This window comes from Beijerinckiaceae bacterium (assembly GCA_004564215.1).
GTDB lineage: Bacteria > Pseudomonadota > Alphaproteobacteria > Rhizobiales > Beijerinckiaceae > Methylocapsa.
This window is the reverse complement of the sequence record CP024846.1, coordinates 436492-456069: the sequence shown is the minus strand read 5'-3', so window position 1 is coordinate 456069 and position 19578 is coordinate 436492. Positions and strand designations below refer to the sequence as shown.

Annotated in this window: 30 protein-coding genes and 1 pseudogene; 28 read left to right on the top strand and 3 right to left on the bottom strand. The window is 59.3% G+C overall.

The genetic code is table 11. The annotated features are described in order from the left end of the window. Position 1: 1 nt before the first annotated feature. From CU048_02175 to CU048_02085, 19 genes are all read left to right on the top strand, one after another. On the top strand, positions 2-841 hold the full coding sequence (locus CU048_02175; protein QBR70280.1) for a 50S ribosomal protein L2: 840 nt from the start codon (positions 2-4) through the stop codon (positions 839-841). 3 nt (positions 842-844) lie between these two features. After that, complete coding sequence (locus CU048_02170; GenBank protein QBR70279.1) at positions 845-1123, top strand: 30S ribosomal protein S19; 279 nt, start codon at positions 845-847, stop codon at positions 1121-1123. An 11-nt stretch (positions 1124-1134) separates the two neighbouring features. Then, positions 1135-1527, top strand: a complete 393-nt coding sequence (locus CU048_02165) for a 50S ribosomal protein L22 (protein QBR70278.1) — start codon at positions 1135-1137, stop codon at positions 1525-1527. A gap of 10 nt (positions 1528-1537) precedes the next feature. Beyond that, entirely contained in the window at positions 1538-2260 is a 723-nt protein-coding gene (locus CU048_02160; protein QBR70277.1) for a 30S ribosomal protein S3, read from the top strand. A 22-nt stretch (positions 2261-2282) separates the two neighbouring features. Next, positions 2283-2696: a 50S ribosomal protein L16 gene (locus CU048_02155; GenBank protein ID QBR70276.1), complete on the top strand. Its 414-nt coding sequence runs from the start codon at positions 2283-2285 to the stop codon at positions 2694-2696. Between the two features lie 11 nt (positions 2697-2707). Next, positions 2708-2920, top strand: a complete 213-nt coding sequence (locus tag CU048_02150; protein ID QBR70275.1) for a 50S ribosomal protein L29 — start codon at positions 2708-2710, stop codon at positions 2918-2920. Positions 2921-2968: 48 nt separating this feature from the next. Then, positions 2969-3208, top strand: coding sequence for a 30S ribosomal protein S17 (locus CU048_02145; protein QBR70274.1), 240 nt, complete (start codon positions 2969-2971; stop codon positions 3206-3208). 99 nt (positions 3209-3307) lie between these two features. Continuing rightward, positions 3308-3676 (top strand): 50S ribosomal protein L14, encoded by a 369-nt coding sequence (locus CU048_02140; GenBank protein ID QBR70273.1) that lies wholly within the window; start codon positions 3308-3310, stop codon positions 3674-3676. Further along, entirely contained in the window at positions 3676-3993 is a 318-nt protein-coding gene (locus CU048_02135) for a 50S ribosomal protein L24 (protein QBR70272.1), read from the top strand. The genes CU048_02140 and CU048_02135 overlap by 1 nt, the downstream gene beginning before the upstream one ends. Positions 3994-4171: 178 nt before the next feature. Further along, complete coding sequence (locus CU048_02130; protein QBR72589.1) at positions 4172-4732, top strand: 50S ribosomal protein L5; 561 nt, start codon at positions 4172-4174, stop codon at positions 4730-4732. Positions 4733-4773: 41 nt separating this feature from the next. Further along, on the top strand, positions 4774-5079 hold the full coding sequence (locus CU048_02125; GenBank protein ID QBR70271.1) for a 30S ribosomal protein S14: 306 nt from the start codon (positions 4774-4776) through the stop codon (positions 5077-5079). A gap of 11 nt (positions 5080-5090) precedes the next feature. Then, complete coding sequence (locus CU048_02120) at positions 5091-5489, top strand: 30S ribosomal protein S8 (GenBank protein ID QBR70270.1); 399 nt, start codon at positions 5091-5093, stop codon at positions 5487-5489. A 23-nt stretch (positions 5490-5512) separates the two neighbouring features. Next, on the top strand, positions 5513-6046 hold the full coding sequence (locus CU048_02115) for a 50S ribosomal protein L6 (protein ID QBR70269.1): 534 nt from the start codon (positions 5513-5515) through the stop codon (positions 6044-6046). 27 nt (positions 6047-6073) lie between these two features. Next, entirely contained in the window at positions 6074-6436 is a 363-nt protein-coding gene (locus CU048_02110; protein QBR70268.1) for a 50S ribosomal protein L18, read from the top strand. A gap of 45 nt (positions 6437-6481) precedes the next feature. Then, a complete protein-coding gene (locus CU048_02105; GenBank protein QBR70267.1) occupies positions 6482-7051 on the top strand; it encodes a 30S ribosomal protein S5 in 570 nt (189 codons plus the stop codon). Between the two features lie 11 nt (positions 7052-7062). Then, positions 7063-7293 carry a 50S ribosomal protein L30 gene (locus CU048_02100; GenBank protein ID QBR72588.1) on the top strand — a complete coding sequence of 77 codons (231 nt, stop codon included), beginning with the start codon at positions 7063-7065 and terminating at the stop codon, positions 7291-7293. Beyond that, complete coding sequence (locus CU048_02095; GenBank protein QBR70266.1) at positions 7290-7778, top strand: 50S ribosomal protein L15; 489 nt, start codon at positions 7290-7292, stop codon at positions 7776-7778. Before CU048_02100 ends, CU048_02095 begins: the two co-directional genes overlap by 4 nt. A gap of 98 nt (positions 7779-7876) precedes the next feature. Continuing rightward, positions 7877-9211, top strand: a complete 1335-nt coding sequence (locus tag CU048_02090) for a preprotein translocase subunit SecY (GenBank protein ID QBR72587.1) — start codon at positions 7877-7879, stop codon at positions 9209-9211. Beyond that, positions 9208-9789 carry an adenylate kinase gene (locus tag CU048_02085; GenBank protein QBR70265.1) on the top strand — a complete coding sequence of 194 codons (582 nt, stop codon included), beginning with the start codon at positions 9208-9210 and terminating at the stop codon, positions 9787-9789. The genes CU048_02090 and CU048_02085 overlap by 4 nt, the downstream gene beginning before the upstream one ends. A gap of 48 nt (positions 9790-9837) precedes the next feature. On the opposite strand, the gene CU048_02080 is transcribed toward CU048_02085, so the two are convergent. After that, complete coding sequence (locus tag CU048_02080; GenBank protein QBR70264.1) at positions 9838-10287, bottom strand: Rrf2 family transcriptional regulator; 450 nt, start codon at positions 10285-10287, stop codon at positions 9838-9840. A 228-nt stretch (positions 10288-10515) separates the two neighbouring features. Between CU048_02080 and CU048_02075 the strand changes: the two genes are divergently transcribed. The 9 genes and pseudogenes from CU048_02075 (at position 10516) to CU048_02035 (ending at position 18425) form a co-directional block, all read left to right on the top strand. Next, positions 10516-11367: a segregation/condensation protein A gene (locus CU048_02075; GenBank protein QBR70263.1), complete on the top strand. Its 852-nt coding sequence runs from the start codon at positions 10516-10518 to the stop codon at positions 11365-11367. 99 nt (positions 11368-11466) lie between these two features. After that, on the top strand, positions 11467-12162 hold the full coding sequence (gene scpB, locus CU048_02070; GenBank protein ID QBR72586.1) for an SMC-Scp complex subunit ScpB: 696 nt from the start codon (positions 11467-11469) through the stop codon (positions 12160-12162). Positions 12163-12377: 215 nt separating this feature from the next. Continuing rightward, positions 12378-12620, top strand: coding sequence for a twin-arginine translocase TatA/TatE family subunit (locus CU048_02065; protein ID QBR70262.1), 243 nt, complete (start codon positions 12378-12380; stop codon positions 12618-12620). A gap of 94 nt (positions 12621-12714) precedes the next feature. Continuing rightward, positions 12715-13155, top strand: a pseudogene (locus tag CU048_02060) (twin-arginine translocase subunit TatB). A gap of 205 nt (positions 13156-13360) precedes the next feature. Beyond that, entirely contained in the window at positions 13361-14149 is a 789-nt protein-coding gene (tatC, locus tag CU048_02055; GenBank protein QBR70261.1) for a twin-arginine translocase subunit TatC, read from the top strand. A gap of 30 nt (positions 14150-14179) precedes the next feature. Continuing rightward, the gene (locus CU048_02050) at positions 14180-15649 is read left to right on the top strand and encodes a serine--tRNA ligase (protein QBR70260.1); all 1470 of its coding nucleotides are present in this window, start codon (positions 14180-14182) and stop codon (positions 15647-15649) included. Between the two features lie 10 nt (positions 15650-15659). Then, positions 15660-16421, top strand: a complete 762-nt coding sequence (locus CU048_02045) for a 5'/3'-nucleotidase SurE (GenBank protein QBR70259.1) — start codon at positions 15660-15662, stop codon at positions 16419-16421. A gap of 15 nt (positions 16422-16436) precedes the next feature. Continuing rightward, positions 16437-17129: a protein-L-isoaspartate(D-aspartate) O-methyltransferase gene (locus CU048_02040; protein QBR70258.1), complete on the top strand. Its 693-nt coding sequence runs from the start codon at positions 16437-16439 to the stop codon at positions 17127-17129. Positions 17130-17258: 129 nt separating this feature from the next. Next, positions 17259-18425, top strand: coding sequence for a peptidase M23 (locus CU048_02035; GenBank protein QBR70257.1), 1167 nt, complete (start codon positions 17259-17261; stop codon positions 18423-18425). 22 nt (positions 18426-18447) lie between these two features. On the opposite strand, the gene cobS is transcribed toward CU048_02035, so the two are convergent. Together cobS and CU048_02025 are read right to left on the bottom strand one after the other, a co-directional pair. Next, positions 18448-19239, bottom strand: a complete 792-nt coding sequence (gene cobS, locus CU048_02030) for an adenosylcobinamide-GDP ribazoletransferase (protein QBR70256.1) — start codon at positions 19237-19239, stop codon at positions 18448-18450. Positions 19240-19332: 93 nt separating this feature from the next. Continuing rightward, positions 19333-19551, bottom strand: coding sequence for a hypothetical protein (locus CU048_02025; protein QBR70255.1), 219 nt, complete (start codon positions 19549-19551; stop codon positions 19333-19335). Positions 19552-19578 lie beyond the last annotated feature (27 nt).

The following is a 19578-nucleotide window of genomic DNA, read 5'->3' as shown; positions in this document are numbered from 1 at the left end:
CATGGCACTGAAAACGTTCAAACCGGTCACGCCGAGCCTTCGCCAGCTTGTCATCGTCGATCGCAGCGGCCTCTACAAAGGCAAGCCGCTGAAGAAGCTGACCGAGGGCAAGTCGGAATCCGGCGGCCGGAACAATAACGGCCGTATTACCGTGCGCTTTCGTGGCGGTGGTCATAAGCAAAGCTACCGGATCGTGGATTTCAAGCGCCGCAAGCTTGATATTCCCGCCAAGGTGGAACGGATCGAATATGATCCCAACCGGACCGCTTTCATCGCGCTCATTCGTTACGCGGATGACGAACTCTCCTATATCGTCGCACCGCAGCGCCTTTCCGTCGGCGACGAGGTGATTTCCGGCATGCAGGTCGACGTGAAGCCGGGCAATGCGATGGCGCTTGCCAATGTCCCGGTCGGCACGATCGTCCATAATATCGAGATGAAGGTCGGCAAGGGCGCCGCCATGGTGCGTTCGGCGGGGACCTATGCGCAGGTTGTCGGCCGCGACCAGGGCTATGTCATCATCCGCCTCAACTCCGGCGAGCAAAGGCTCATTCACGGCCAATGTTTTGCGACAGTCGGCGCGGTATCCAATCCGGACCACATGAATATTTCGATCGGCAAGGCGGGACGCAGCCGCTGGCTCGGGCGCAGACCGCATAATCGCGGCGTGACCATGAACCCCGTCGATCATCCGCACGGCGGCGGCGAAGGCCGGACGTCCGGCGGACGCCATCCAGTTACGCCCTGGGGCAAGCCGACCAAGGGCAAGAAGACCAGAACCAATAAGTCCACCACCAAATTCATCGTGACCTCGCGTCACAAAAGCAAGAAGAAGGGCTAATCCATGGCTCGCTCGATCTGGAAAGGCCCCTTCGTTGACGGCTATCTGCTCAAGAAGGCAGAGAACTCGCGCAATTCGGGGCGGTCTGAAATCATCAAGATCTGGAGTCGCCGCTCGACGATCTTGCCGCAATTCGTCGGTCTCACCTTCGGAGTCTACAACGGCCATAAGCACGTGCCTGTCTCCGTAACCGAAGACATGATTGGCCATAAATTCGGTGAATTTTCCCCGACTCGGACCTTCCACGGTCACGCAGCGGACAAAAAAGCCAAGCGAGGCTGAGAGAGACTGTCATGTCCAAGGAGAAAACGCCGCGCGCGCTGAAAGAAAACGAAGCCAAGGCGGTTGCCCGCATGCTTCGGGTCAGCCCCCAGAAGTTGAATCTTCTCGCCCAGTTGATCCGGGGGAAGAAGGTCGACAAGGCCCTGGCCGACCTTGAATTTTCGCGCAAGCGCAGCGCTTACGATGTGAAAAAGACGCTGGAAAGCGCGATCGCCAATGCCGAGAACAACCACAGTCTCGACGTCGACGACCTCATCGTGGCCGAAGCTTATGTCGGCAAGGCGATGATCATGAAGCGCTTCAGTCCGCGGGCGCGGGGACGCTCGGGCCGTATCCAGAAGCCGTTCGCGAATTTAACGATTGTCGTCCGGGAAACCGGCGCCGCCGCCGCGTCTCAGGCCTGAGGAGAACACCATGGGACAGAAAGTCAATCCGATCGGCTTGCGGCTGGGCATCAACCGGACCTGGGACTCCCGCTGGTTTGCCGGCAAGGTTGAGTATGGAAAGCTGCTGCACGAGGATATGGAAATTCGGGCGACTTTGATGAAGACGCTCAAGCAGGCGGCGATCTCCAAGATCATTATCGAACGGCCCCATAAAAAGTGCCGTGTCACCATTCATTCGGCGCGTCCGGGTGTCGTGATCGGCAAAAAGGGCGCCGACATCGACAAGATCCGCAAGCTCGTCGCGAAGATGACCGATTCCGAGGTGCTGATTAACATCGTCGAAGTTCGCAAGCCCGAGGTCGACGCAACCCTTGTTGCCGACTCCATCGCCCAGCAACTGGAACGCCGGGTTGCCTTCCGCCGCGCCATGAAGCGGGCGGTGCAATCCGCCATGAGGCTTGGCGCGGAAGGCATCAGGATCAATTGCTCCGGCCGGCTCGGCGGGGCGGAAATCGCCCGGCTGGAATGGTACCGCGAGGGACGCGTGCCCTTGCACACGCTCCGCGCCGACGTCGATTACGGAACCGCGACTGCCCACACGGCCTATGGCACCTGCGGGATCAAGGTCTGGATTTTCAAGGGTGAAATTCTCGAACACGATCCGATGGCGCAAGATAAGAAAATGGCGGAACAGGATCATTCCGGCGGTGGTGGTGGCGACCGACGCCGTCGCGATCGCGATGCTGCCTGAAGCCAGATTGAAGAGTTAAAACATGCTGCAACCCAAGCGCACAAAATTTCGAAAGGCCTTCAAGGGCCGCATTCGCGGCGCCTCGAAAGCTGGTTTCGAGTTGAATTTCGGGCAGTTCGGCCTCAAGGCGCTCGAACCCGAAAGGATCACCGCGCGTCAGATCGAGGCGGCTCGCCGCGCGATGACCCGTCATATGCGCCGAGCCGGCCGCGTCTGGATCCGGATTTTTCCGGATGTGCCGGTCTCGAAAAAGCCGACCGAAGTTCGAATGGGCAAGGGCAAGGGCGCGCCGGAATTTTGGGCCTGCCGGGTCGCACCGGGCCGGATCATGTTCGAGCTGGACGGGGTTTCGGTCGAGCTCGCCCGCGAAGCGCTTTTGCTGGCGGCTGCGAAACTTCCGATCAAGACACGCTTCATCCAGCGGATTGTCGAGTAGAGGAAACGACCATGAAACAGAAACAGCGTTGGTCGGACCTTAAGGTGATGTCCAAGGACCAGCTTGAGCAAGAGATTTTGAACCTCAAGAAGGAGCAGTTCAATCTGCGCTTTCAGCGGGCCACGGGGCAGCTTGAAAATACGTCGCGGGTGCGGGTCGTCCGGCGGGATGTCGCCCGCGTCAAGACGCTGGCTGCGCAAAAGCGGAACGAACAAGGTAAATAAGATAAAACAATGCGTTAATCGCATGTTTTAATGGATAGGTTTATAGTCATGCCGAAGCGAATTCTCCAGGGTGTCGTGGTGAGCGACAAGCAAGAAAAGACGATCGTCGTCAAGGTCGAGCGCCGCTTTACTCATCCGCTGTTGAAGAAGACGGTTCGGCGCTCGAAGAATTATCACGCGCATGACGAGACGAAGGCGCACAAGATCGGCGATACGGTATCGATTGAAGAGACCAAGCCGATCTCGAAGCTGAAGCGCTGGATCGTGGTGCCGGCCGCAGTGAAATGAGGGTTTGATTGATCGGGATGGCGAAAGCCTCCTTCAGACGAAGTCCGACAGGCCGATAATCGCCGTTGGAAACCGGTCTGGTTAGAAAGGTGTAAGACGATGATACAGATGCAAACCAACCTCGACGTCGCCGACAATTCAGGCGCGCGGCGCGTGATGTGCATCAAGGTGCTCGGCGGCTCGAAGCGGAAATATGCCGGCGTCGGCGATATTATCGTCGTTTCGATCAAGGAGGCGATTCCGCGCGGACGCGTCAAGAAGGGCGACGTCATGAAGGCGGTTGTCGTTCGCACCGCCAAGGACATCAAGCGCGCCGACGGTTCGGTGATCAGATTTGATTCCAATGCGGCGGTTTTGATCAACAATCAGGCGGAGCCGATCGGGACCCGCATCTTTGGTCCGGTTCCTCGCGAATTGCGCGCCCGGAATCAGATGAAGATTATCTCGCTTGCGCCCGAGGTGCTGTGATGGCGGCAAAAATCAAAAAGGGCGACCGGGTGGTCGTGCTGACGGGCCGCGACAAAGGCCGTTCCGGTGAAGTCGTTCAGGTCCAGCCGAAAGAGGAACGCGCGGTCGTGCGCGGGATCAACACGGTGAAGCGGCATCAGAAGCAGACCGGCAAGCAGGAAGGTGGCATCGTCACCAAAGAGGCGCCGATCCATTTATCGAACCTGGCCATTGCCGATCCCAAGAACGGCCAGCCGACGAGGGTCGGGTTTAAAGTTCTGGCCGACGGCCGCAAGGTTCGTTTCGCCAAGCGTTCCGGAGAATTGATCGATGGCTGATTCGAAAACCGGCAAGGGCGGAGCCAAGGGAGGCGCTAAAGGCGCCGGCAAGCCTGCGGGCAAGGACGCCGTTAAGGACGCGGCCAAGGGCGCTCCGAAGGCCAGCCCCAAGACGAAAGCGGCTGCCGAGAGCAAGGATCGCAGCAAGGCCCCCGAAGGCACGGCGTCGGCCGAGGCGTTGTCGGTGCCGAAGGACTACGCGCCGCGCCTTAAGAAGCATTATGAAGAGGTCGTCCGGCCGCGGCTCATCGAGGAGTTTGGTTACAAGAATCCCTTCGAAGTGCCGACCATCGAGAAGATCGTTCTCAACATGGGGGTCGGCGAGGCCGTCAACGACACCAAAAAGGTGACTCTCGCTGCCGCCGATCTGGGCTTGATTGCCGGGCAGAAGCCGGTGATCACCCATGCCCGCAAGGCGATCGCGACGTTCAAGGTTCGCGAGAACATGCCGATCGGGGCCAAGGTCACATTGCGCAAGACACGGATGTACGAGTTTCTCGATCGCCTGGTGACAATTGCGCTGCCTCGGATCCGAGATTTTCGCGGCCTCAATCCAAAGAGCTTCGATGGCCATGGCAATTATGCGATGGGCATCAAGGAACATATCGTGTTCCCCGAAATCGACTACGACAAGACCGAAAGTATTTTGGGTCTCGACGTGATCGTTTGCACGACGGCAAAATCCGATGACGAGGCGCGCGCGCTTCTGCGGGCGTTCAACTTCCCGTTCCGGCAGTGAAACGGAATTGTTTCAGACGCGGACACTAGAGGCATAGGTTCATGGCGAAGAAGAGTTCGATCGAAAAAAACAAGCATCGCATCAAGCTGGTGAAGCAATATGCCGGCCGGCGTCTTCGCTTGAAAGCGGTCGCGAACAACGAGACCCTGACGATGGAGGAGCGCTTCGCCGCGCGCCTGAAACTCGCCGAATTGCCGCGCAATTCCGCGGCCGGCCGGATTCGCAATCGCTGCGAAGTGAGCGGCCGACCGCGCGGCTACACGCGTAAAATGAAGATGTCGCGTATCGCGCTTCGGGAATTGGGCTCCAAGGGCCTGATCCCCGGCCTTGTGAAATCGAGCTGGTAGGAGGGCGGATCATGGCAATGAACGATCCGTTGGGTGATATGCTCACCCGCATCCGCAACGCTCAGATGCGCCGGAAGGGCAAAGTGCAGACGCCTGGTTCGCGCTTGCGCGCCCATGTGCTCGATGTCTTGCAATCGGAAGGCTATATCCGCGGGTATTCGACCACGGAATATGGCAACGGCCGCACCGAGTTCGAAATCGAGCTGAAATATTTGGAAGGCTTGCCGGTCATTCGCGAGATCCAGCGGGTGTCAAAGCCCGGGCGGCGGGTCTATGCCGCGGTCGATGCCATGCCGCGGGTCGCAAACGGTTTGGGGATCACCATTGTTTCCACACCAAAGGGCGTGATGGCCGATCATGCCGCGCGCGAGGCCAATGTCGGCGGCGAAGTCCTCTGCAAGGTCTTCTAGCTGCAAGGACGAGGAAATCTCATATGTCTCGTATCGGAAAGAAGCCGGTTGTTGTTCCTGCCGGCGTCACCACCAAGGTAGAAGGCCAGTCCATTTCGGTGAAGGGTGGCAAGGGTGAACTCTCGTTCACCGCCCCCGCCGATGTGAGCGTGGTTTTTGCCGACAGCAAGATCGCGGTTACGCCGCGCGACGAAAGCAAGCAGGCGCGGGCCATGTGGGGCATGACGCGCTCGATGATCAACAATCTTGTGATTGGTGTTTCAAAGGGCTTCGAACGCAAGCTTGAAATTACCGGGGTCGGCTACAAGGCCGCCGTGTCGGGCAAGAACCTGCAGCTTTCGCTTGGCTATAGCCACGATGTGACTTTTCCAATCCCGCAGGGGATTTCGATCGTCGCGCCAAAGCCGACGGAAATCTCTATTTCCGGCATCGACAAGCGCCAGGTTGGGCAGACGGCCGCCGAGATCCGCGCGCTGCGTCCGCCAGAACCCTATAAGGGCAAGGGCATCAAATATGCCGGCGAATTTATCTTCCGCAAGGAAGGCAAGAAGAAGTAAAAGAAACCAGTTCAAGGATTTTGCGCCATGGCAAAGGATAATTCAGCCACCACCCGCCGCCGGGCCCGCGTCCGGCGCTCGCTGCGGGCGCATGCCTATGGCAAGCCGCGGCTGACGGTTTTCCGTTCTTCGAAGCAGATCTATTGCCAGATCATCGACGATGGCTTGGGCGTCACCTTGGCTGCCGCCTCGTCGCTGGAAAAAAGCAATCGGGAAAGCCTTAAGACCGGAGCCACCGTCGATTCGGCGAAGATCATCGGCAAGCAAATCGCCGAGCGGGCCACGCAGGCAGGAATCAAGGAAGTCGTGTTCGACCGCGGATCCTATATGTATCACGGACGGGTCAAGGCCTTGGCCGAAGGCGCCCGCGAAGGCGGCCTTAAATTTTAGCACCGGACGACCGAAGATTGGGCGAATTGAAAATGGAACAGATTTATGGCGCGTGAAGGAGAAGGCGGCCGAGGCCGCGACCGGGAAGACCGGGACAGCGAATTCATGGATCGTTTGGTCCATATCAATCGCGTCGCCAAGGTGGTGAAGGGTGGCCGCAGATTCGGCTTCGCCGCGCTCGTCGTCGTCGGGGATCAGAAGGGGCGCGTTGGCTATGGCCACGGCAAAGCCCGCGAGGTTCCCGAAGCCATTCGCAAGGCAACTGAATCGGCGAAGCGCTCGCTCATTCGGGTTCCCCTCAGGGAAGGCCGGACCTTGCATCATGATGTCAATGGACGTCATGGCGCCGGGCGGGTCGTGCTCCGCGCGGCCCCCGCCGGCACCGGCATCATCGCGGGCGGCCCTATGCGCGCGATTTTCGAAACCCTCGGCATGCACGATGTAGTCGCCAAGTCGCAGGGATCGTCGAACCCCTATAACATGGTGCGTGCGACCTTCGATGCGCTGCAGAGAGAGGACTCGCCGCGCGCGGTTGCGGCGCGCCGCAACCTGAAGGTCTCCGTTCTCCAGTCGCGTCGCCAAGGTGGCGAGACCGAAACCGTCAGCGAAGCGTGAGGAGCAAAGCCATGACGACGCAATCGTCGGATCGGGTGATCGTCGAACAGATCAAGAGCCCCATCGGCCGTCCGGGCTCTCAAAGGGCGACTCTCGTCGGGCTGGGCCTTAACCGGATCGGCCGGCGTTCCTCCCTTGAAAACACGCCCGCCGTACGTGGGATGATCGCAAAGGTCGCTCACCTCGTTCGCGTAATCGAAGATGAGCAAGGGAGCCGGGTGCCGGCGAGGACAGGACGATGAAACTCAACGAAATCACGGATAATGCCGGCGCCTCTCGGCCGCGTATGCGGGTCGGGCGCGGGATTGGATCCGGCAAAGGGAAGACCTGCGGGCGCGGCGTCAAGGGCCAGAAGGCACGGACCGGCGTTGCCGTTAAGGGCTTCGAGGGTGGCCAGATGCCTTTGCATCGGCGGCTGCCGAAGCGCGGTTTCCGGAACCTGTTTTCGGTGCACTACAACGAGGTCAATATCGGTCGTATCCAGGCCGCCGTGGATGCGGGTAAGCTGGATGTGACGCAGCCGGTGACCGTTGAGACGCTTGTCAGCGCGGGCGTGTGCTCCAAATTGCTCGATGGCGTCAAGATTCTCGGCAAAGGTGCGCTAACAGCGAAGCTCGCTTTTGAAGTCGCCACAGCCTCGAAAAGCGCGGTGGCGGCCATCGAAGGCGCGGGTGGATCCATCGTTTTGTTAAGGAAGCAGCCCGAAGCGCCGGCGACCGACGCATAAGGCCAGTACCAAATCACGGCTAGATTTGGTACTTTTTGGTTTCGCCGAAGGCAAATAATGAAGAGCGTTTCGACGTCGGAGCGCCAAGGGAGCAATCAATGGTATCGGCGGCTGAACAGCTTGCGGCGAATATTAATTGGGGTGCTTTCGGCAAAGCCGAGGAACTCAAGAAACGCATTTTGTTTACGCTGGGAGCCCTGATCATCTATCGGTTGGGGACTTATATCCCGCTGCCCGGAATCGATCCCGCTGTCTTCGAGGCGAGCTTTGCTGGCAAGCAGCAAGGCGTCCTCGAATTGTTCAATATGTTCGCGGGCGGCGCCGTTCAGCGCATGGCGATCTTCGCGCTGAACATCATGCCCTATATCTCGGCTTCGATCATCATCCAGATGCTGACCTCGGTCTTTCCGACCCTGGAGGCGCTCAAGAAAGAAGGCGAGTCCGGCCGTAAGGTCATCAATCAATATACGCGATATTTGACGGTGCTTCTCGCGGCCTTCCAGGCTTATGGCATCTCGATCGGACTTGAGGGTCAGGCTGGAGTCGTCCTCGAACCCGGTCTGTTCTTCCGCATTTCCACCGTGCTGACGCTGATGGGCGGCACTATGTTCCTGATGTGGATCGGCGAACAGATCACGTCGCGTGGCATTGGCAATGGATCGTCCCTGATTATTTTTGCCGGCATTGTCGCGGCGTTTCCGTCGGCCGTGGTCAGTACCTTGGAACTCGGTCGCCAGGGCGCGATTTCGACCGCCCTGATCATCGGCGTGCTCGCCATGTCGGTCGGCGTCGTCGCGTTCATTGTGTTCATGGAGCGCGCGCAACGCCGGCTGTTGATTACTTATCCGAAGCGCCAGCAAGGCAATAAGGTTTACGAAGGTCAGACGTCGTTTCTGCCTCTCAAATTAAACACATCGGGCGTCATCCCGCCGATTTTTGCGTCCTCGCTTCTGTTGCTGCCGGTGACGATTGCCAATTTCTCGCAGGGGCAGGGCGGCACCGGTGTTCTTGCGACCATCACGACCTATCTCGGACATGGCCGCCCGCTCTACATGGTTGTCTATGTCGGTTTGATCGTCTTTTTTGCCTTCTTCTATACCGCCATCGTGTTCAATCCCGTCGAGACGGCCGACAATCTGAAGAAGCATGGCGGCTTCATCCCCGGCATTCGTCCGGGTGAACGCACCGCCCAATATATCGACACGATTCTCACGCGCATTACGGTTCTTGGCGCCGGCTATCTGGCGCTTATCTGCCTGTTGCCGGAAATGCTGATTTCCTATGCGGCGCTTCCGTTCTATTTCGGAGGAACGTCGCTGCTGATCGTGGTCAGCGTCACCATGGATACGGTGGCTCAAATCATGGGCCATTTGCAGGCGCATCAATATGAAGGGTTGATCAAGAAAGCCAAATTGCGGGGAAAACGCAGATGAGACTGGTCCTTCTTGGACCGCCTGGCGCGGGAAAAGGGACACAGTCGGCGCGACTCAAGGAGAAATATCGCATTCCGCAATTATCGACGGGAGACATGCTGCGCGCAGCCGTCACTGCTGCCACCCCAGTCGGTCTGGAAGCCAAAGCCGTCATGGACAAGGGTGGTCTTGTTTCCGATGAGACGGTGGTCGGCATCGTCGCGGATCGAATTGACGCCCCTGATGCGAAATCCGGTTTTATCCTCGACGGCTTCCCGCGAACGGTGCGCCAGGCCGAGGCTTTGGCCGCGATGTTGAGCGCCAAGAACATGGATCTCGATGCCGTCATCGAACTCAAGGTGGATGACACGGCACTGCTGGCACGCATCGCAAAGCGCGCAAACGACACGCTGGCCAGCGGTGGCGTGGTGCGTGCGGACGACAATCCTGCCGCCTTCAAGATCCGCCTCGACGCCTATCACGAGCAGACCGCGCCAGTTGCCGACTTTTATGCCAGGAAGTCTGTGCTGAAAACGATCGACGGGATGGCGCCGGTCGATGCGGTCACCAAGGCGATTGAAGAGGTCCTCGGCGGTTGAGCGAGAGTCCGGGGCTTTGAGCCGACCCGGAACTGGCCCGCCCCAACCTCAAATAGAATACATCAAATTCTCTTCTTCATTCTCGGCAAGGGCCCGCATTTCAGCCAGGGTGCGATTGTCGAGAACGGTCGCAATTGCATTGCGGGCTTCGAGCATCACGAGACGAACGCAGCAGTGCTTTTCGTCGCCGCAATCATCGCAGCGCCGATAGGAGTTCTTGCTGGCGCAAGCAATTGGCGCGAGCGGGCCATCCAGGACCCTGACAATATGGCCAACTTTGATCTCATGGGCGGGACGGGCCAATGTATATCCGCCGCCCTTGCCTTTTTTCGAAAAGACGAAGCCGGCATTGCGAAGTTCGCCAAGGATCGTATCCAGAAATTTCTTGGGGATCTCATTTGAACTGGCGATGTCGCTCACAAGCGTGGCCTCGCCCATGGGTCGGCCCGCGAGGTGGACCATGGCCTTCAGACCGTATTTACCTTTTTTTGTGAGCATCCAGGCCTCAATTGGGATTGTGCGGCCCCAAACCGACCGAACTTCGCGCTGTTTTCAGGAGATAATATTGAGCCGATTCGGTAATATCCACAAGTTTTATAGGGTTGCGAGAAAACTCCTGGATTTGGTGATTTCCTCCACAGGAACGGCGGTTCGGTGGCGGACTTTGGAGACGACCGACCGCCGGCATGCCTCGCGGGGCAGGAGCGGCGGAGCTTGCGAAAAAGGATGGGCCACGGCAGAGTCTTAGGCAAGCGCCGCAAGCAGGAGTGCGATTCGTTGAATTTGCCCTTTGAGGAAACTGCGACCGAAGCGAGGGATGAGACCTCCTTCGTGGTCGACATTGAAGGGTTCGAGGGCCCGCTCGACCTCCTGCTCGACCTGGCACGCCGGCAGAAAGTTGATTTGCATAAGATTTCGGTCTTGGCGCTGACCGAGCAATATCTCGAATTTATCGAGACCGCGCGTAGCCTTCGGCTTGAGCTTGCCGCCGATTATCTGGTCATGGCGGCTTGGCTCGCTTATTTGAAATCCCGGCTTTTGCTTCCCCAGGCCGAGAAGGGAACCGAGCCGGAGGTCGCGGAGCTTGCAGAGGCTTTGCAGTTCCGGCTGCGCCGTCTAGATGCAATCCGCGCGGCCGCCGAAGCTCTTGTCAACCGGCCGCGCCTGGGGCGCGACTTGTTCTTGCGCGGCTGTCCCGAGCCGGCCGCCGACACCTCAGGCACGCCGCAATGGCGTGCGAGCCTATATGAACTGCTCACCGCCTATGCGAGCCGGCGCCAGACGCAGGCGCTGACCCGCGTCACATTCAAGCAGCGATTTGTCTGGTCGCTTGCCCATGCCCGTGGCGAACTGGAAAAACTGGCTGGGCGGGCGCTCGATTGGACGGTTCTCGACGCCTATCTCGTTGAATTTTGTACCACGCCGGAGACCCGTCGTACGGTGCTGGCTTCGACGCTTTCCGCTTCGCTCGAAATGGCCCGCGAAGGGGCGATTTCGATCCGGCAGGACGGGCCTTTTGCGCCGATCTGGATCCGGCGCAAATTGCCGCCGGCGGAAATTGTTTTGCTGCGACCTTGAGATGGACAGAAGGATTTAACTTTGGCGGAAGTAGCGCAATTGTTTGCCCAAATTGATCCGAGCGCACGCCCGTCCCGCGACGATGGTTTGTCCGAGGCTATGCGGATTGCCGAAGCCCTGTTGTTTGCGGCGCCCGAACCGTTGAGCGAGGCCGAGATCGAAAAGCGCATGCCGCGCGATGTGGCGGCGGCTGCCGTCCTTGAAGAGCTGAAGACGGAATATGCCACGCGGGGCGTCAATCTCGTGAAGGCTGGTGGGAAATGGATGTTCCGCACGGCCGTCGATCTCGCCTGGGCGCTGGCCAACGGCGAGGGCGAGACCAAGCGGCTCTCGCGCGCAGCGCTCGAAACGCTGGCGATCGTTGCCTATCATCAGCCGGTGACGCGGGCCGAGATCGAGGATATCAGGGGCGTTGCTATCTCCAAGGGAACCCTCGACCTGCTGCTTGAGACCGGATGGGTGCGCCTGCGCGGCCGCCGGCGTGTGCCGGGCCGCCCGATCACCTATGGGACGACGGAGGCCTTCCTCATTCAATTCGGTTTGGAGGCGATCACCGACCTTCCTGGCCTCGAGGAACTGAAGGGCGCCGGATTGTTCGATGGTCGCCTGCCGCAAGGTTTTGGCATCCCGCAACCTTCCGATGATGCACTGCTTGCGGAAGATGAGGACCCGCTGGAGGACGAAAAAGCCGCGGATTTTGGTTCTGAAGCTCCCGAGCCAAGCTTGGAAGGGAAAGCCTCACTTGAAGACGAGGCGGAAGATCCGGCACCCGCGCCCGAGGATTGCCAATCTTGAGCACGGATATTGGGGCGCAGAGGCCGTTTCCAGGGTGCGGGCTGTCTCGGTCTTGACCGGCTCTCGGCGGAATTACGTTTAACACCCTGGAGCTTGACCGAGTTTGCGCCGAGAACGGCTTCGGCCTTCTTGTTTTTGGCCTTGGGGAAGCCTAGGTTTGCGGCACGGCGGGCGGGCTTGGTTTCCTCTCGCGTAGCATACGGAGGTTTTGCGTCATGGGCGGTCTCTCGATTTGGCATTGGCTCATCGTCGGGGTGGTCGCGATGCTCCTGTTCGGCGGCAAGGGCAAGATTTCGGATCTTATGGGCGATGTCGCCAAGGGCATAAAATCCTTTAAAAGGGGCTTGGCGGAAGAAGAGGACAAACCGGAGATCAAGCATTCGGCGGAGTCTTTGCGCTCGCTCGATCATCAAGCGGCAGACCCGGCCAAGGTTTCTGAGACGCGCAAGCTTGGCTAAAGGTGTTGATGCCGCCCGGATAAAGTCAGAACCGGCAGAGCGAAGCCGCGCTTTATCCACGATCATTGCCGGCAAGCCCGAGTGATTCTTCTGCATGTTCGAATTTGATGCTGGCAAGCTTTTCATTATCGGGATCGTGGCCTTGATTGTCATTGGACCCAAGGAACTTCCTCGCGTCATGCGCCAAGTGGGGCAGGCGGCTGCCAAATTGCGCCGCATGAGTGCAGAGTTCCGCGCCCAGTTCATGGACGCGATGCGCGACGCCGAGGTCGAAGACATCAAGGCGGACGTCGAAAAACTCGCCAAGAGCGCCAAGATCGATCCGCTGGCGCAAATCAAAGCCGAGATTACCAGTGCGATGGAGGCGGCCGACAAATCGGCGCCCCGTCCGATCGATGCTCCGGCGATTTCCGCCCCCGATAATCCGGACCATTCGTTGAATACCATCGCTTTGCCGTCTCTCCCGGAAGCGGCCGAAGGCGGCGAAACTTTTCTCTCCGCTGGTATTGCTCCCGCCGTGCCCGACACCGATTCCGGCACATCAACCGCCAAAGTGCCGCCTGCGCCCGGCGCCATCGATGCCGAGATGCGGGCGCTCTCAGAGGCGCTCGCGACCGAGATGCGAGAGGCTAAGTCCCGCGAGGCCCGGGGGGATGGCGCGAAAACATCCTAAAGTGTGACTGTCCCAGACGATCTGGTTCAGCTACACCACCCCCCATGCTTGCCGGAACGAACCACCCATGACCGACGCCGATATCGAGGCGACCAAAGCGCCCTTGATGGATCATTTGATCGAGCTGCGCGCGCGTCTGATCAAGGCGCTTGGCGCTTTCGTGATCATGTTTATCGTCTGCTTCTTTTTCGCCAAGGATATCTACAATATTCTGCTTGTGCCCTTCGAGCATGCAGCCGGTCCCGATGCACGGCTGATCTACACCGCGCCGCAGGAATATTTTTTCACGCAAATCAGGGTCGCTCTGTTTTCCGCGTCGTTTCTCTCCTGTCCGGTGATTTTCGGCCAGCTTTACGCTTTCGTGGCGCCTGGTCTCTATAAGCATGAGCGCAAGGCATTCGCGCCTTATCTATTCGCCACGCCGGTCTTCTTCGCGGCCGGCGCCCTGCTCGTTTATTTCGTGGTCATGCCGAACCTGTTGCACTTTTTTATCGGCATGCAGCAGGCCAAGGAACCGGGGCGCGCGCAGATCGAGCTTTTGCCGCGAGTCAGCGAATATCTCTCGCTGATCATGACATTGATTTTTGCTTTCGGGATTACCTTCCAATTGCCGGTGGTCTTGACGCTGCTCGGACGCGTCGGGATCGTGAGTTCGGATTTTTTGCGGAAGCAGCGGCGCTACGCAATCGTACTCGTTTTTGTCCTGGCCGCGGTCCTGACGCCGCCCGATATATTCTCCATGCTCGCGCTGGCTGCTCCCGCATTGGGTCTCTATGAGCTATCGATCCTTGCCGTCCGCATGATCGAGAAAGGACGTGACCAAGCAAATAAGGCCGAGCCAGCGTCTGGAACTTGAAATTTGTACCCTTCGAGGCAGTAGAGTTTCATGTACGACATCAAATGGATTCGCGAGAACGCCGATATTTTCGATCAAGGGCGGCGGCGGCGCGGTCTCGAACCGCTCGCCGAAAATCTTCTTGCGCTCGACGACCGACGCCGTGCCGCGATCGCCAAGTCGCAAGCCGCGCAGGAGCGGCGCAATGTGGCATCTAAGGAGATCGGCGCCGCGATGAAGGCGGGCGATGCCTCCCTCGCCAAGGCTTTGAAGATCGAAGTCGGAGAATTAAAAGAGTCGTTTGCGGCTTTCGAGAGCGAGGAGCGCGAGGCGATCGCCGCGCTCGACTCTGCCCTTGCTGAAATTCCCAACACGCCCCTCGCCGATGTGCCCGTCGGCAAGGATGAAAACGACAATGTCGAACTGCGTCGCGTCGGTGAACCGCGCGCGCTGGACTTTCAACCGAAAGAGCATTTCGAGATTGGCGAGGCGCTCGGCCTGATGGATTTCGAAACCGCGACAAAAATTTCCGGCGCGCGTTTTGTCGTGACGAAGGGTGGTCTTGCGCGGCTGGAGCGTGCGCTTGGGGCGTTCATGCTCGATCTGCATACCGGCGAGCACGGCTATATGGAGGTGAACCCGCCGATCCTTGTGCGTGATGACGCCATGTTTGGCACCGCGCAATTGCCGAAGTTTAAGGAGGATCAGTTCAGCGCTGTTCAGCGAATACCGCCGCTTGAACAGATCGAAAAAGCGAAAGTATTAATTCCTGTTCTCTATAATGAATTAAATCGCTTAAACGCTGCCCCAAGTTTTGATCCGTTTGATGACGGTTCTGAAATTCAGATGGACCTGGACGAGTTAAGAAGGCTTAGCCTCTATAGGGAGCTTGAAAAAGCTTTTGGAGAAAGCAAACTTTGGCTCATTCCGACCGCCGAAGTTCCCCTCACCAATCTCGTCCGTGAATCGATCCTCGAAGAGAAGGATCTACCCCTGCGAGTCACGGCCTGCACGCCCTGTTTTCGTGCCGAGGCGGGGGCGGCGGGCAAAGACACGCGCGGAATGATCCGCCAGCATCAATTCACCAAGGTCGAACTTGTCTCGATCACCACACCGGAAAATGCGCTGGCCGAACACGAGCGCATGCTGTTGTGTGCCGAGGAAGTGTTGAAGCGCCTGGAGCTTCCCTATCGCGTCGTCACCCTCTGCACCGGCGACATGGGTTTTGCCTCGCAAAAAACCTATGACATCGAGGTGTGGCTGCCGGGGCAAAACCGCTATCGCGAGATTTCCTCCGTGTCGGTCTGCGGCGATTTCCAGGCGCGGCGGATGAATGCACGCTACCGGCCTGAAGGCGCAAAAGCGACACGGTTCCTGCACACCCTCAATGGCTCGGGCGTCGCGGTTGGCCGGGCGCTGGTTGCGGTGCTTGAAAATTACCAGAACGCGGACGGATCCGTCACCGTCCCGAAGGTTTTGCGCGCCTATATGGGCGGCATCGAAAGAATCGCGAAAGTTTGAGGCCGCGCCCATGCGCATTTTGATTACCAATGACGATGGAATCCACGCTCCCGGCCTTGCGGTTTTGGAGCGCATCGCCAAGAATTTGTCGGACGATGTTTTTGTTGTGGCTCCTGAAAACGATCAATCGGGGGTTGCCCATTCTCTCTCGATTAACGATCCGTTGCGGCTGCGCAAGATTTCCGCGCGCCATTTCGCCGTGAAGGGGACGCCGACCGATTGCGTCATCATGGGGGTGCGCCGGCTGTTGGAAGACAAGGCCCCGGATCTCGTCCTCTCAGGGGTCAATTGCGGCCAGAATGTCGCCGAGGACATCACCTATTCGGGCACGGTCGCCGGCGCGATGGAGGGGACCAGCCTCGGCTTGCCTTCGATTGCGCTTTCCCAGGCTTATGGCCCAATCGGGCGCGACGAAACCTTCTGGAATTGTGCCGAAGCCCATGCTCCTGGCCTGATCGCCAAGATCCTGGCCGAAGGCATTCCGCCCAGTATTTTGATCAATGTAAATTTTCCCGCTTGTCCGCCGGAGGCGGTCCAGGGCATAGCCGTGAGCGTGCAAGGGAGGCGGGACGCCCAAACCATCACGATCGATGAGCGGGCGGACGGGCGCGGCAATCCTTATTATTGGATCTCTTTTGCGCGGGGTAATTCGACCCCGGGACCCGGGACGGACCTCGAAGCCTTGGACCAGAACCGCATTTCGGTGACGCCCCTGAAGCTCGATCTGACGGACCAACCGGTGCTGACGCGCTATCGCCAGGCGCTTCGCTGATCGAGGCAAATATTGATGCAGCTTGAGAAACCGCCACCGTCCCAGCTTCCTGATGAAGATCAGGATGGGCAAATCAAGGCGGCCTTTCTCATGGCGCTGCGCGCCCGCGGCATCCAGGATCTCAATCTTTTGCGGGCCCTCGAGAATGTGCCCCGCGAAATCTTCGTGCCGCATCGCTTTACCGATCTGGCGCGGCGCGCCATCGCGCTGCCGCTTCGCTGCGGACAAACCCTTCCAGAACCCTGGCTGACCGCCCGGATGATCGAGGCGCTGGCGCCGGCAAGCGACCACCGGGTGCTCGAGATTGGAACCGGTTCCGGTTATGCGACGGCTTTGCTCGCGCGGCTGGCGCGTGAGGTCCTTTCGATCGAGAGGTTTCAGAGCCTTGCAATCGAGGCCGAGGCAAGACTTGAACAGCTTTCGATCAAAAACGCCGCGGTTGTATTCGGCGACGGCTTGGCCGTTACGCCTTCAATCGGCCCCTTTGACCGGATCATTGTTCAGGGGCTGCTCGGAGATATTCCCGAAAATCTCATCGCGCTCCTGGGGACCGGCGGCGTTTTCGTCGCCGGGCGGCTTGATCCTTCGGCGCCCTCGCACCGCAAGATCGTGCGGATCGTCCGCAATGAGGAAGGCGGCCTCGACGAGGCCCCCATCTGCGGTTGCCGGTTGCAGCCTTTGTTGCCGGGCGAAGCGCGCGCGCTCTGATCGATCCGGTAGCTTTGCAATAATTTGTAATTTTATCCGGTTTTTCGTGAACGATCGTTCATCTTAAACTCTCCCTTAACTGAATCCGCCCTTAATGGGTCAGTAGGCTTTGTGTCGGTGAGTTGCGTCATGAGTAAATTTATTCGTGTTTCCTGCGCGCGGTTTGCGGTCCGCCTCGCCCTCACAGGCGTTGCGGCGGGCACCCTCGCTGGCTGCTCCACGTCCGAGCGCCTAAGCGACCCATTGTCCAATCCATTTCAAACGTCGGCCAATATTGGCAATCCCGGGCCTGCTGCGGGTGTCGTAGCATCTGCGCCCGTCGGTTCTGTGCAATCGCGGCCGCTCGGCATGCCGACAGCCAGCAATGCCGCTCTCTCTCCCCCCGCGGCCCGGATTGCGGTCACGCCCACGCCCTCACATGCAGGACAAAGTATCGCGGGCTGGTCCGCACAGGGCGGTTCGCCGGTTGTCGTTGCGCAGGGCGAGAACGCCCAAATCCTTGCCAACCGGTATGGTGTGCCGCTCGATGCGATCCTTCGCGCGAACGGCTTCGCCAACGCGGCCCAGGTCAAGCCGGGAGCACGCGTCGTCATTCCCGTTTACAATGCGGCCTTGGCCACTTCGAGTGGCGTTCAGCCCGCCTCTACGCGAAATCCGTCCCCCTCGAATAAAGCCGCCGATGCCCGACCCTCCGGGAAGGGCGCCGCACCGACGAGCCGTGTCGGCCTTCTCACAGCACCCCCGTCGCGGACTTCGGGCAAGCTTGAGCCCAAACCGCTGGCACCTGCCGCATCCCCCAAGGCGGAGCGGCTCGCCCAAACAAAACCGGCTCAGGAGCCGATCAAGGCGGAAAATTCCAAGGTCGCGAAAGTTGAGACGCCGGCCGCTGCCGAGGAGCCGGCCAGAGCGAGCGCGACGGAGAGCGCAAATCCGGAATTCCGCTGGCCGGCGCGGGGACGGATTATCCAAGCTTTCAAACCGGGGGGCAATGATGGGATCAATATTGCGGTCCCCGAAGGAACCTCAGTCAAGGCAGCCGAAAGCGGCGTCGTTGCCTACGCCGGCAATGAGCTGAAAGGCTATGGAAATCTTATTCTGATCCGCCATCCCAACGGATTTGTCTCGGCCTATGCGAATAATGGAGACATCGAAGTGAAGCGCGGTGAGACGGTGAAGCGGGGTCAGACGATTGCGAAATCGGGCCAAAGCGGCAATGTCGCGTCGCCGCAACTTCATTTTGAATTGCGCAAGGGCACGACGCCGGTTGATCCCACCCAATATCTCGCGGGAGTCTAACTAGGAACTGCGGCGCGCGCTGTCAGGCCTGCGCCGTAAACGCCAGATAGAACGCCATTTCAGCCAGTTGCTGGGTCGCGCCGACAACATCCCCGGTTTGCCCGCCGATCTGGCGTCTGGCGAAGAGAGCCAATCCCAATGCCGCCGCAGACGCCAAAATCATGGCCGCGAATGTCTGCCCAAACCCTGCGCCTCCGCTGAGAGGAACAAGGCCAAAGACAAAGGCAAGGGAGAAGGCTGCGACGAGGGCCCTTGGCTCAGGCTTTCCCGCCGCGAAGCCCGCTCCCTGATCGCGAGCCGGTGCCAGCATTACCAAGGGAATCAATGCTATTGTGCGCGAAAAGGCTGCAGCACCGATCAGCACCGTGCCCGCTAGAATTAAGGACTCGGTGGCGATGAGGACTAGGCTCGCGGCACGTAAATAGAGGCTCAGGGCCAGCGCCAGCGCGCCGAAAGAGCCGATCGCGCTATCGCGCATGATTTCGAGTTTGTGCTCGCGCGTTGCGCCACCGAAAAAACCGTCGGCGCAATCGGCCAAACCGTCTTCATGCATGCCCCCGCTGAGGAGGATCAAGGCGCAAATAGACAGCGGCGCAGCAATCAGCGGCGGAAATCCGAGCCCAGACGCACCCCAGAGGACAAGCGTGGCGAGCGCCCCCAGTATGCCACCCGCAAAAGGCAGCATACGGATCGCGTGGGGGAAGCCGGCAAGCGTAGATGGCTCGCTCTTCTCCCAGCGTTCCGGCACGGGAATGCGGGTGTAAAACCGCAAACAGACGATGAGGTCGATGAGAAGCGACGAGCGAAGGCGCATCGCTTCTCATCGGAGATCAAATGGCTTTTGTCGAGTGCTGCGTTGAGCGGTACTCAACGGGCCGCAGTCTTATTTCGACAGGGGGAACTGCGCTTATTCGCAGACCCAGCCACGATAGAGCTTGTCGGGTTCGCCCTTCACGCCGTTATAGCAGCGGATAGGGTGCGGCGCATCTTCTGCGGCCGGCTGGAAAGCCCGAATCGGCGCGGTCTCCCGCGCGTGAAAGCTCGGCAGGTGTCCGACCGTGGCAAAGCCGAGGGCCGAAGTCGCGAGAACCAGCCCCAAGGCAGTGAGATAGATTTGGCTTTTCATGGTGTCGGTCTCCGATCCGTGTTGATA

What these genes read in the sequence shown, in the direction of transcription:
- tatC (QBR70261.1), top strand. Translation starts at nt 13,361, where the DNA reads ATGACCGACGCCGATATCGAGGCGACCAAAGCGCCCTTGATGGATCAT.
- CU048_02115 (QBR70269.1), top strand. Translation starts at nt 5,513, where the DNA reads ATGTCTCGTATCGGAAAGAAGCCGGTTGTTGTTCCTGCCGGCGTCACC.
- CU048_02050 (QBR70260.1), top strand. Translation starts at nt 14,180, where the DNA reads ATGTACGACATCAAATGGATTCGCGAGAACGCCGATATTTTCGATCAA.
- CU048_02090 (QBR72587.1), top strand. Translation starts at nt 7,877, where the DNA reads ATGGTATCGGCGGCTGAACAGCTTGCGGCGAATATTAATTGGGGTGCT.
- CU048_02170 (QBR70279.1), top strand. Translation starts at nt 845, where the DNA reads ATGGCTCGCTCGATCTGGAAAGGCCCCTTCGTTGACGGCTATCTGCTC.
- CU048_02160 (QBR70277.1), top strand. Translation starts at nt 1,538, where the DNA reads ATGGGACAGAAAGTCAATCCGATCGGCTTGCGGCTGGGCATCAACCGG.
- CU048_02095 (QBR70266.1), top strand. Translation starts at nt 7,290, where the DNA reads ATGAAACTCAACGAAATCACGGATAATGCCGGCGCCTCTCGGCCGCGT.
- CU048_02165 (QBR70278.1), top strand. Translation starts at nt 1,135, where the DNA reads ATGTCCAAGGAGAAAACGCCGCGCGCGCTGAAAGAAAACGAAGCCAAG.
- CU048_02035 (QBR70257.1), top strand. Translation starts at nt 17,259, where the DNA reads ATGAGTAAATTTATTCGTGTTTCCTGCGCGCGGTTTGCGGTCCGCCTC.
- CU048_02155 (QBR70276.1), top strand. Translation starts at nt 2,283, where the DNA reads ATGCTGCAACCCAAGCGCACAAAATTTCGAAAGGCCTTCAAGGGCCGC.
- CU048_02120 (QBR70270.1), top strand. Translation starts at nt 5,091, where the DNA reads ATGGCAATGAACGATCCGTTGGGTGATATGCTCACCCGCATCCGCAAC.
- CU048_02025 (QBR70255.1), bottom strand. Translation starts at nt 19,551, where the DNA reads ATGAAAAGCCAAATCTATCTCACTGCCTTGGGGCTGGTTCTCGCGACT.
- CU048_02040 (QBR70258.1), top strand. Translation starts at nt 16,437, where the DNA reads ATGCAGCTTGAGAAACCGCCACCGTCCCAGCTTCCTGATGAAGATCAG.
- CU048_02080 (QBR70264.1), bottom strand. Translation starts at nt 10,287, where the DNA reads ATGCTCACAAAAAAAGGTAAATACGGTCTGAAGGCCATGGTCCACCTC.
- cobS (QBR70256.1), bottom strand. Translation starts at nt 19,239, where the DNA reads ATGCGCCTTCGCTCGTCGCTTCTCATCGACCTCATCGTCTGTTTGCGG.
- CU048_02140 (QBR70273.1), top strand. Translation starts at nt 3,308, where the DNA reads ATGATACAGATGCAAACCAACCTCGACGTCGCCGACAATTCAGGCGCG.
- scpB (QBR72586.1), top strand. Translation starts at nt 11,467, where the DNA reads ATGCGGATTGCCGAAGCCCTGTTGTTTGCGGCGCCCGAACCGTTGAGC.
- CU048_02145 (QBR70274.1), top strand. Translation starts at nt 2,969, where the DNA reads ATGCCGAAGCGAATTCTCCAGGGTGTCGTGGTGAGCGACAAGCAAGAA.
- CU048_02065 (QBR70262.1), top strand. Translation starts at nt 12,378, where the DNA reads ATGGGCGGTCTCTCGATTTGGCATTGGCTCATCGTCGGGGTGGTCGCG.
- CU048_02075 (QBR70263.1), top strand. Translation starts at nt 10,516, where the DNA reads ATGGGCCACGGCAGAGTCTTAGGCAAGCGCCGCAAGCAGGAGTGCGAT.
- CU048_02085 (QBR70265.1), top strand. Translation starts at nt 9,208, where the DNA reads ATGAGACTGGTCCTTCTTGGACCGCCTGGCGCGGGAAAAGGGACACAG.
- CU048_02045 (QBR70259.1), top strand. Translation starts at nt 15,660, where the DNA reads ATGCGCATTTTGATTACCAATGACGATGGAATCCACGCTCCCGGCCTT.
- CU048_02100 (QBR72588.1), top strand. Translation starts at nt 7,063, where the DNA reads ATGACGACGCAATCGTCGGATCGGGTGATCGTCGAACAGATCAAGAGC.
- CU048_02105 (QBR70267.1), top strand. Translation starts at nt 6,482, where the DNA reads ATGGCGCGTGAAGGAGAAGGCGGCCGAGGCCGCGACCGGGAAGACCGG.
- CU048_02150 (QBR70275.1), top strand. Translation starts at nt 2,708, where the DNA reads ATGAAACAGAAACAGCGTTGGTCGGACCTTAAGGTGATGTCCAAGGAC.
- CU048_02135 (QBR70272.1), top strand. Translation starts at nt 3,676, where the DNA reads ATGGCGGCAAAAATCAAAAAGGGCGACCGGGTGGTCGTGCTGACGGGC.
- CU048_02110 (QBR70268.1), top strand. Translation starts at nt 6,074, where the DNA reads ATGGCAAAGGATAATTCAGCCACCACCCGCCGCCGGGCCCGCGTCCGG.
- CU048_02125 (QBR70271.1), top strand. Translation starts at nt 4,774, where the DNA reads ATGGCGAAGAAGAGTTCGATCGAAAAAAACAAGCATCGCATCAAGCTG.
- CU048_02175 (QBR70280.1), top strand. Translation starts at nt 2, where the DNA reads ATGGCACTGAAAACGTTCAAACCGGTCACGCCGAGCCTTCGCCAGCTT.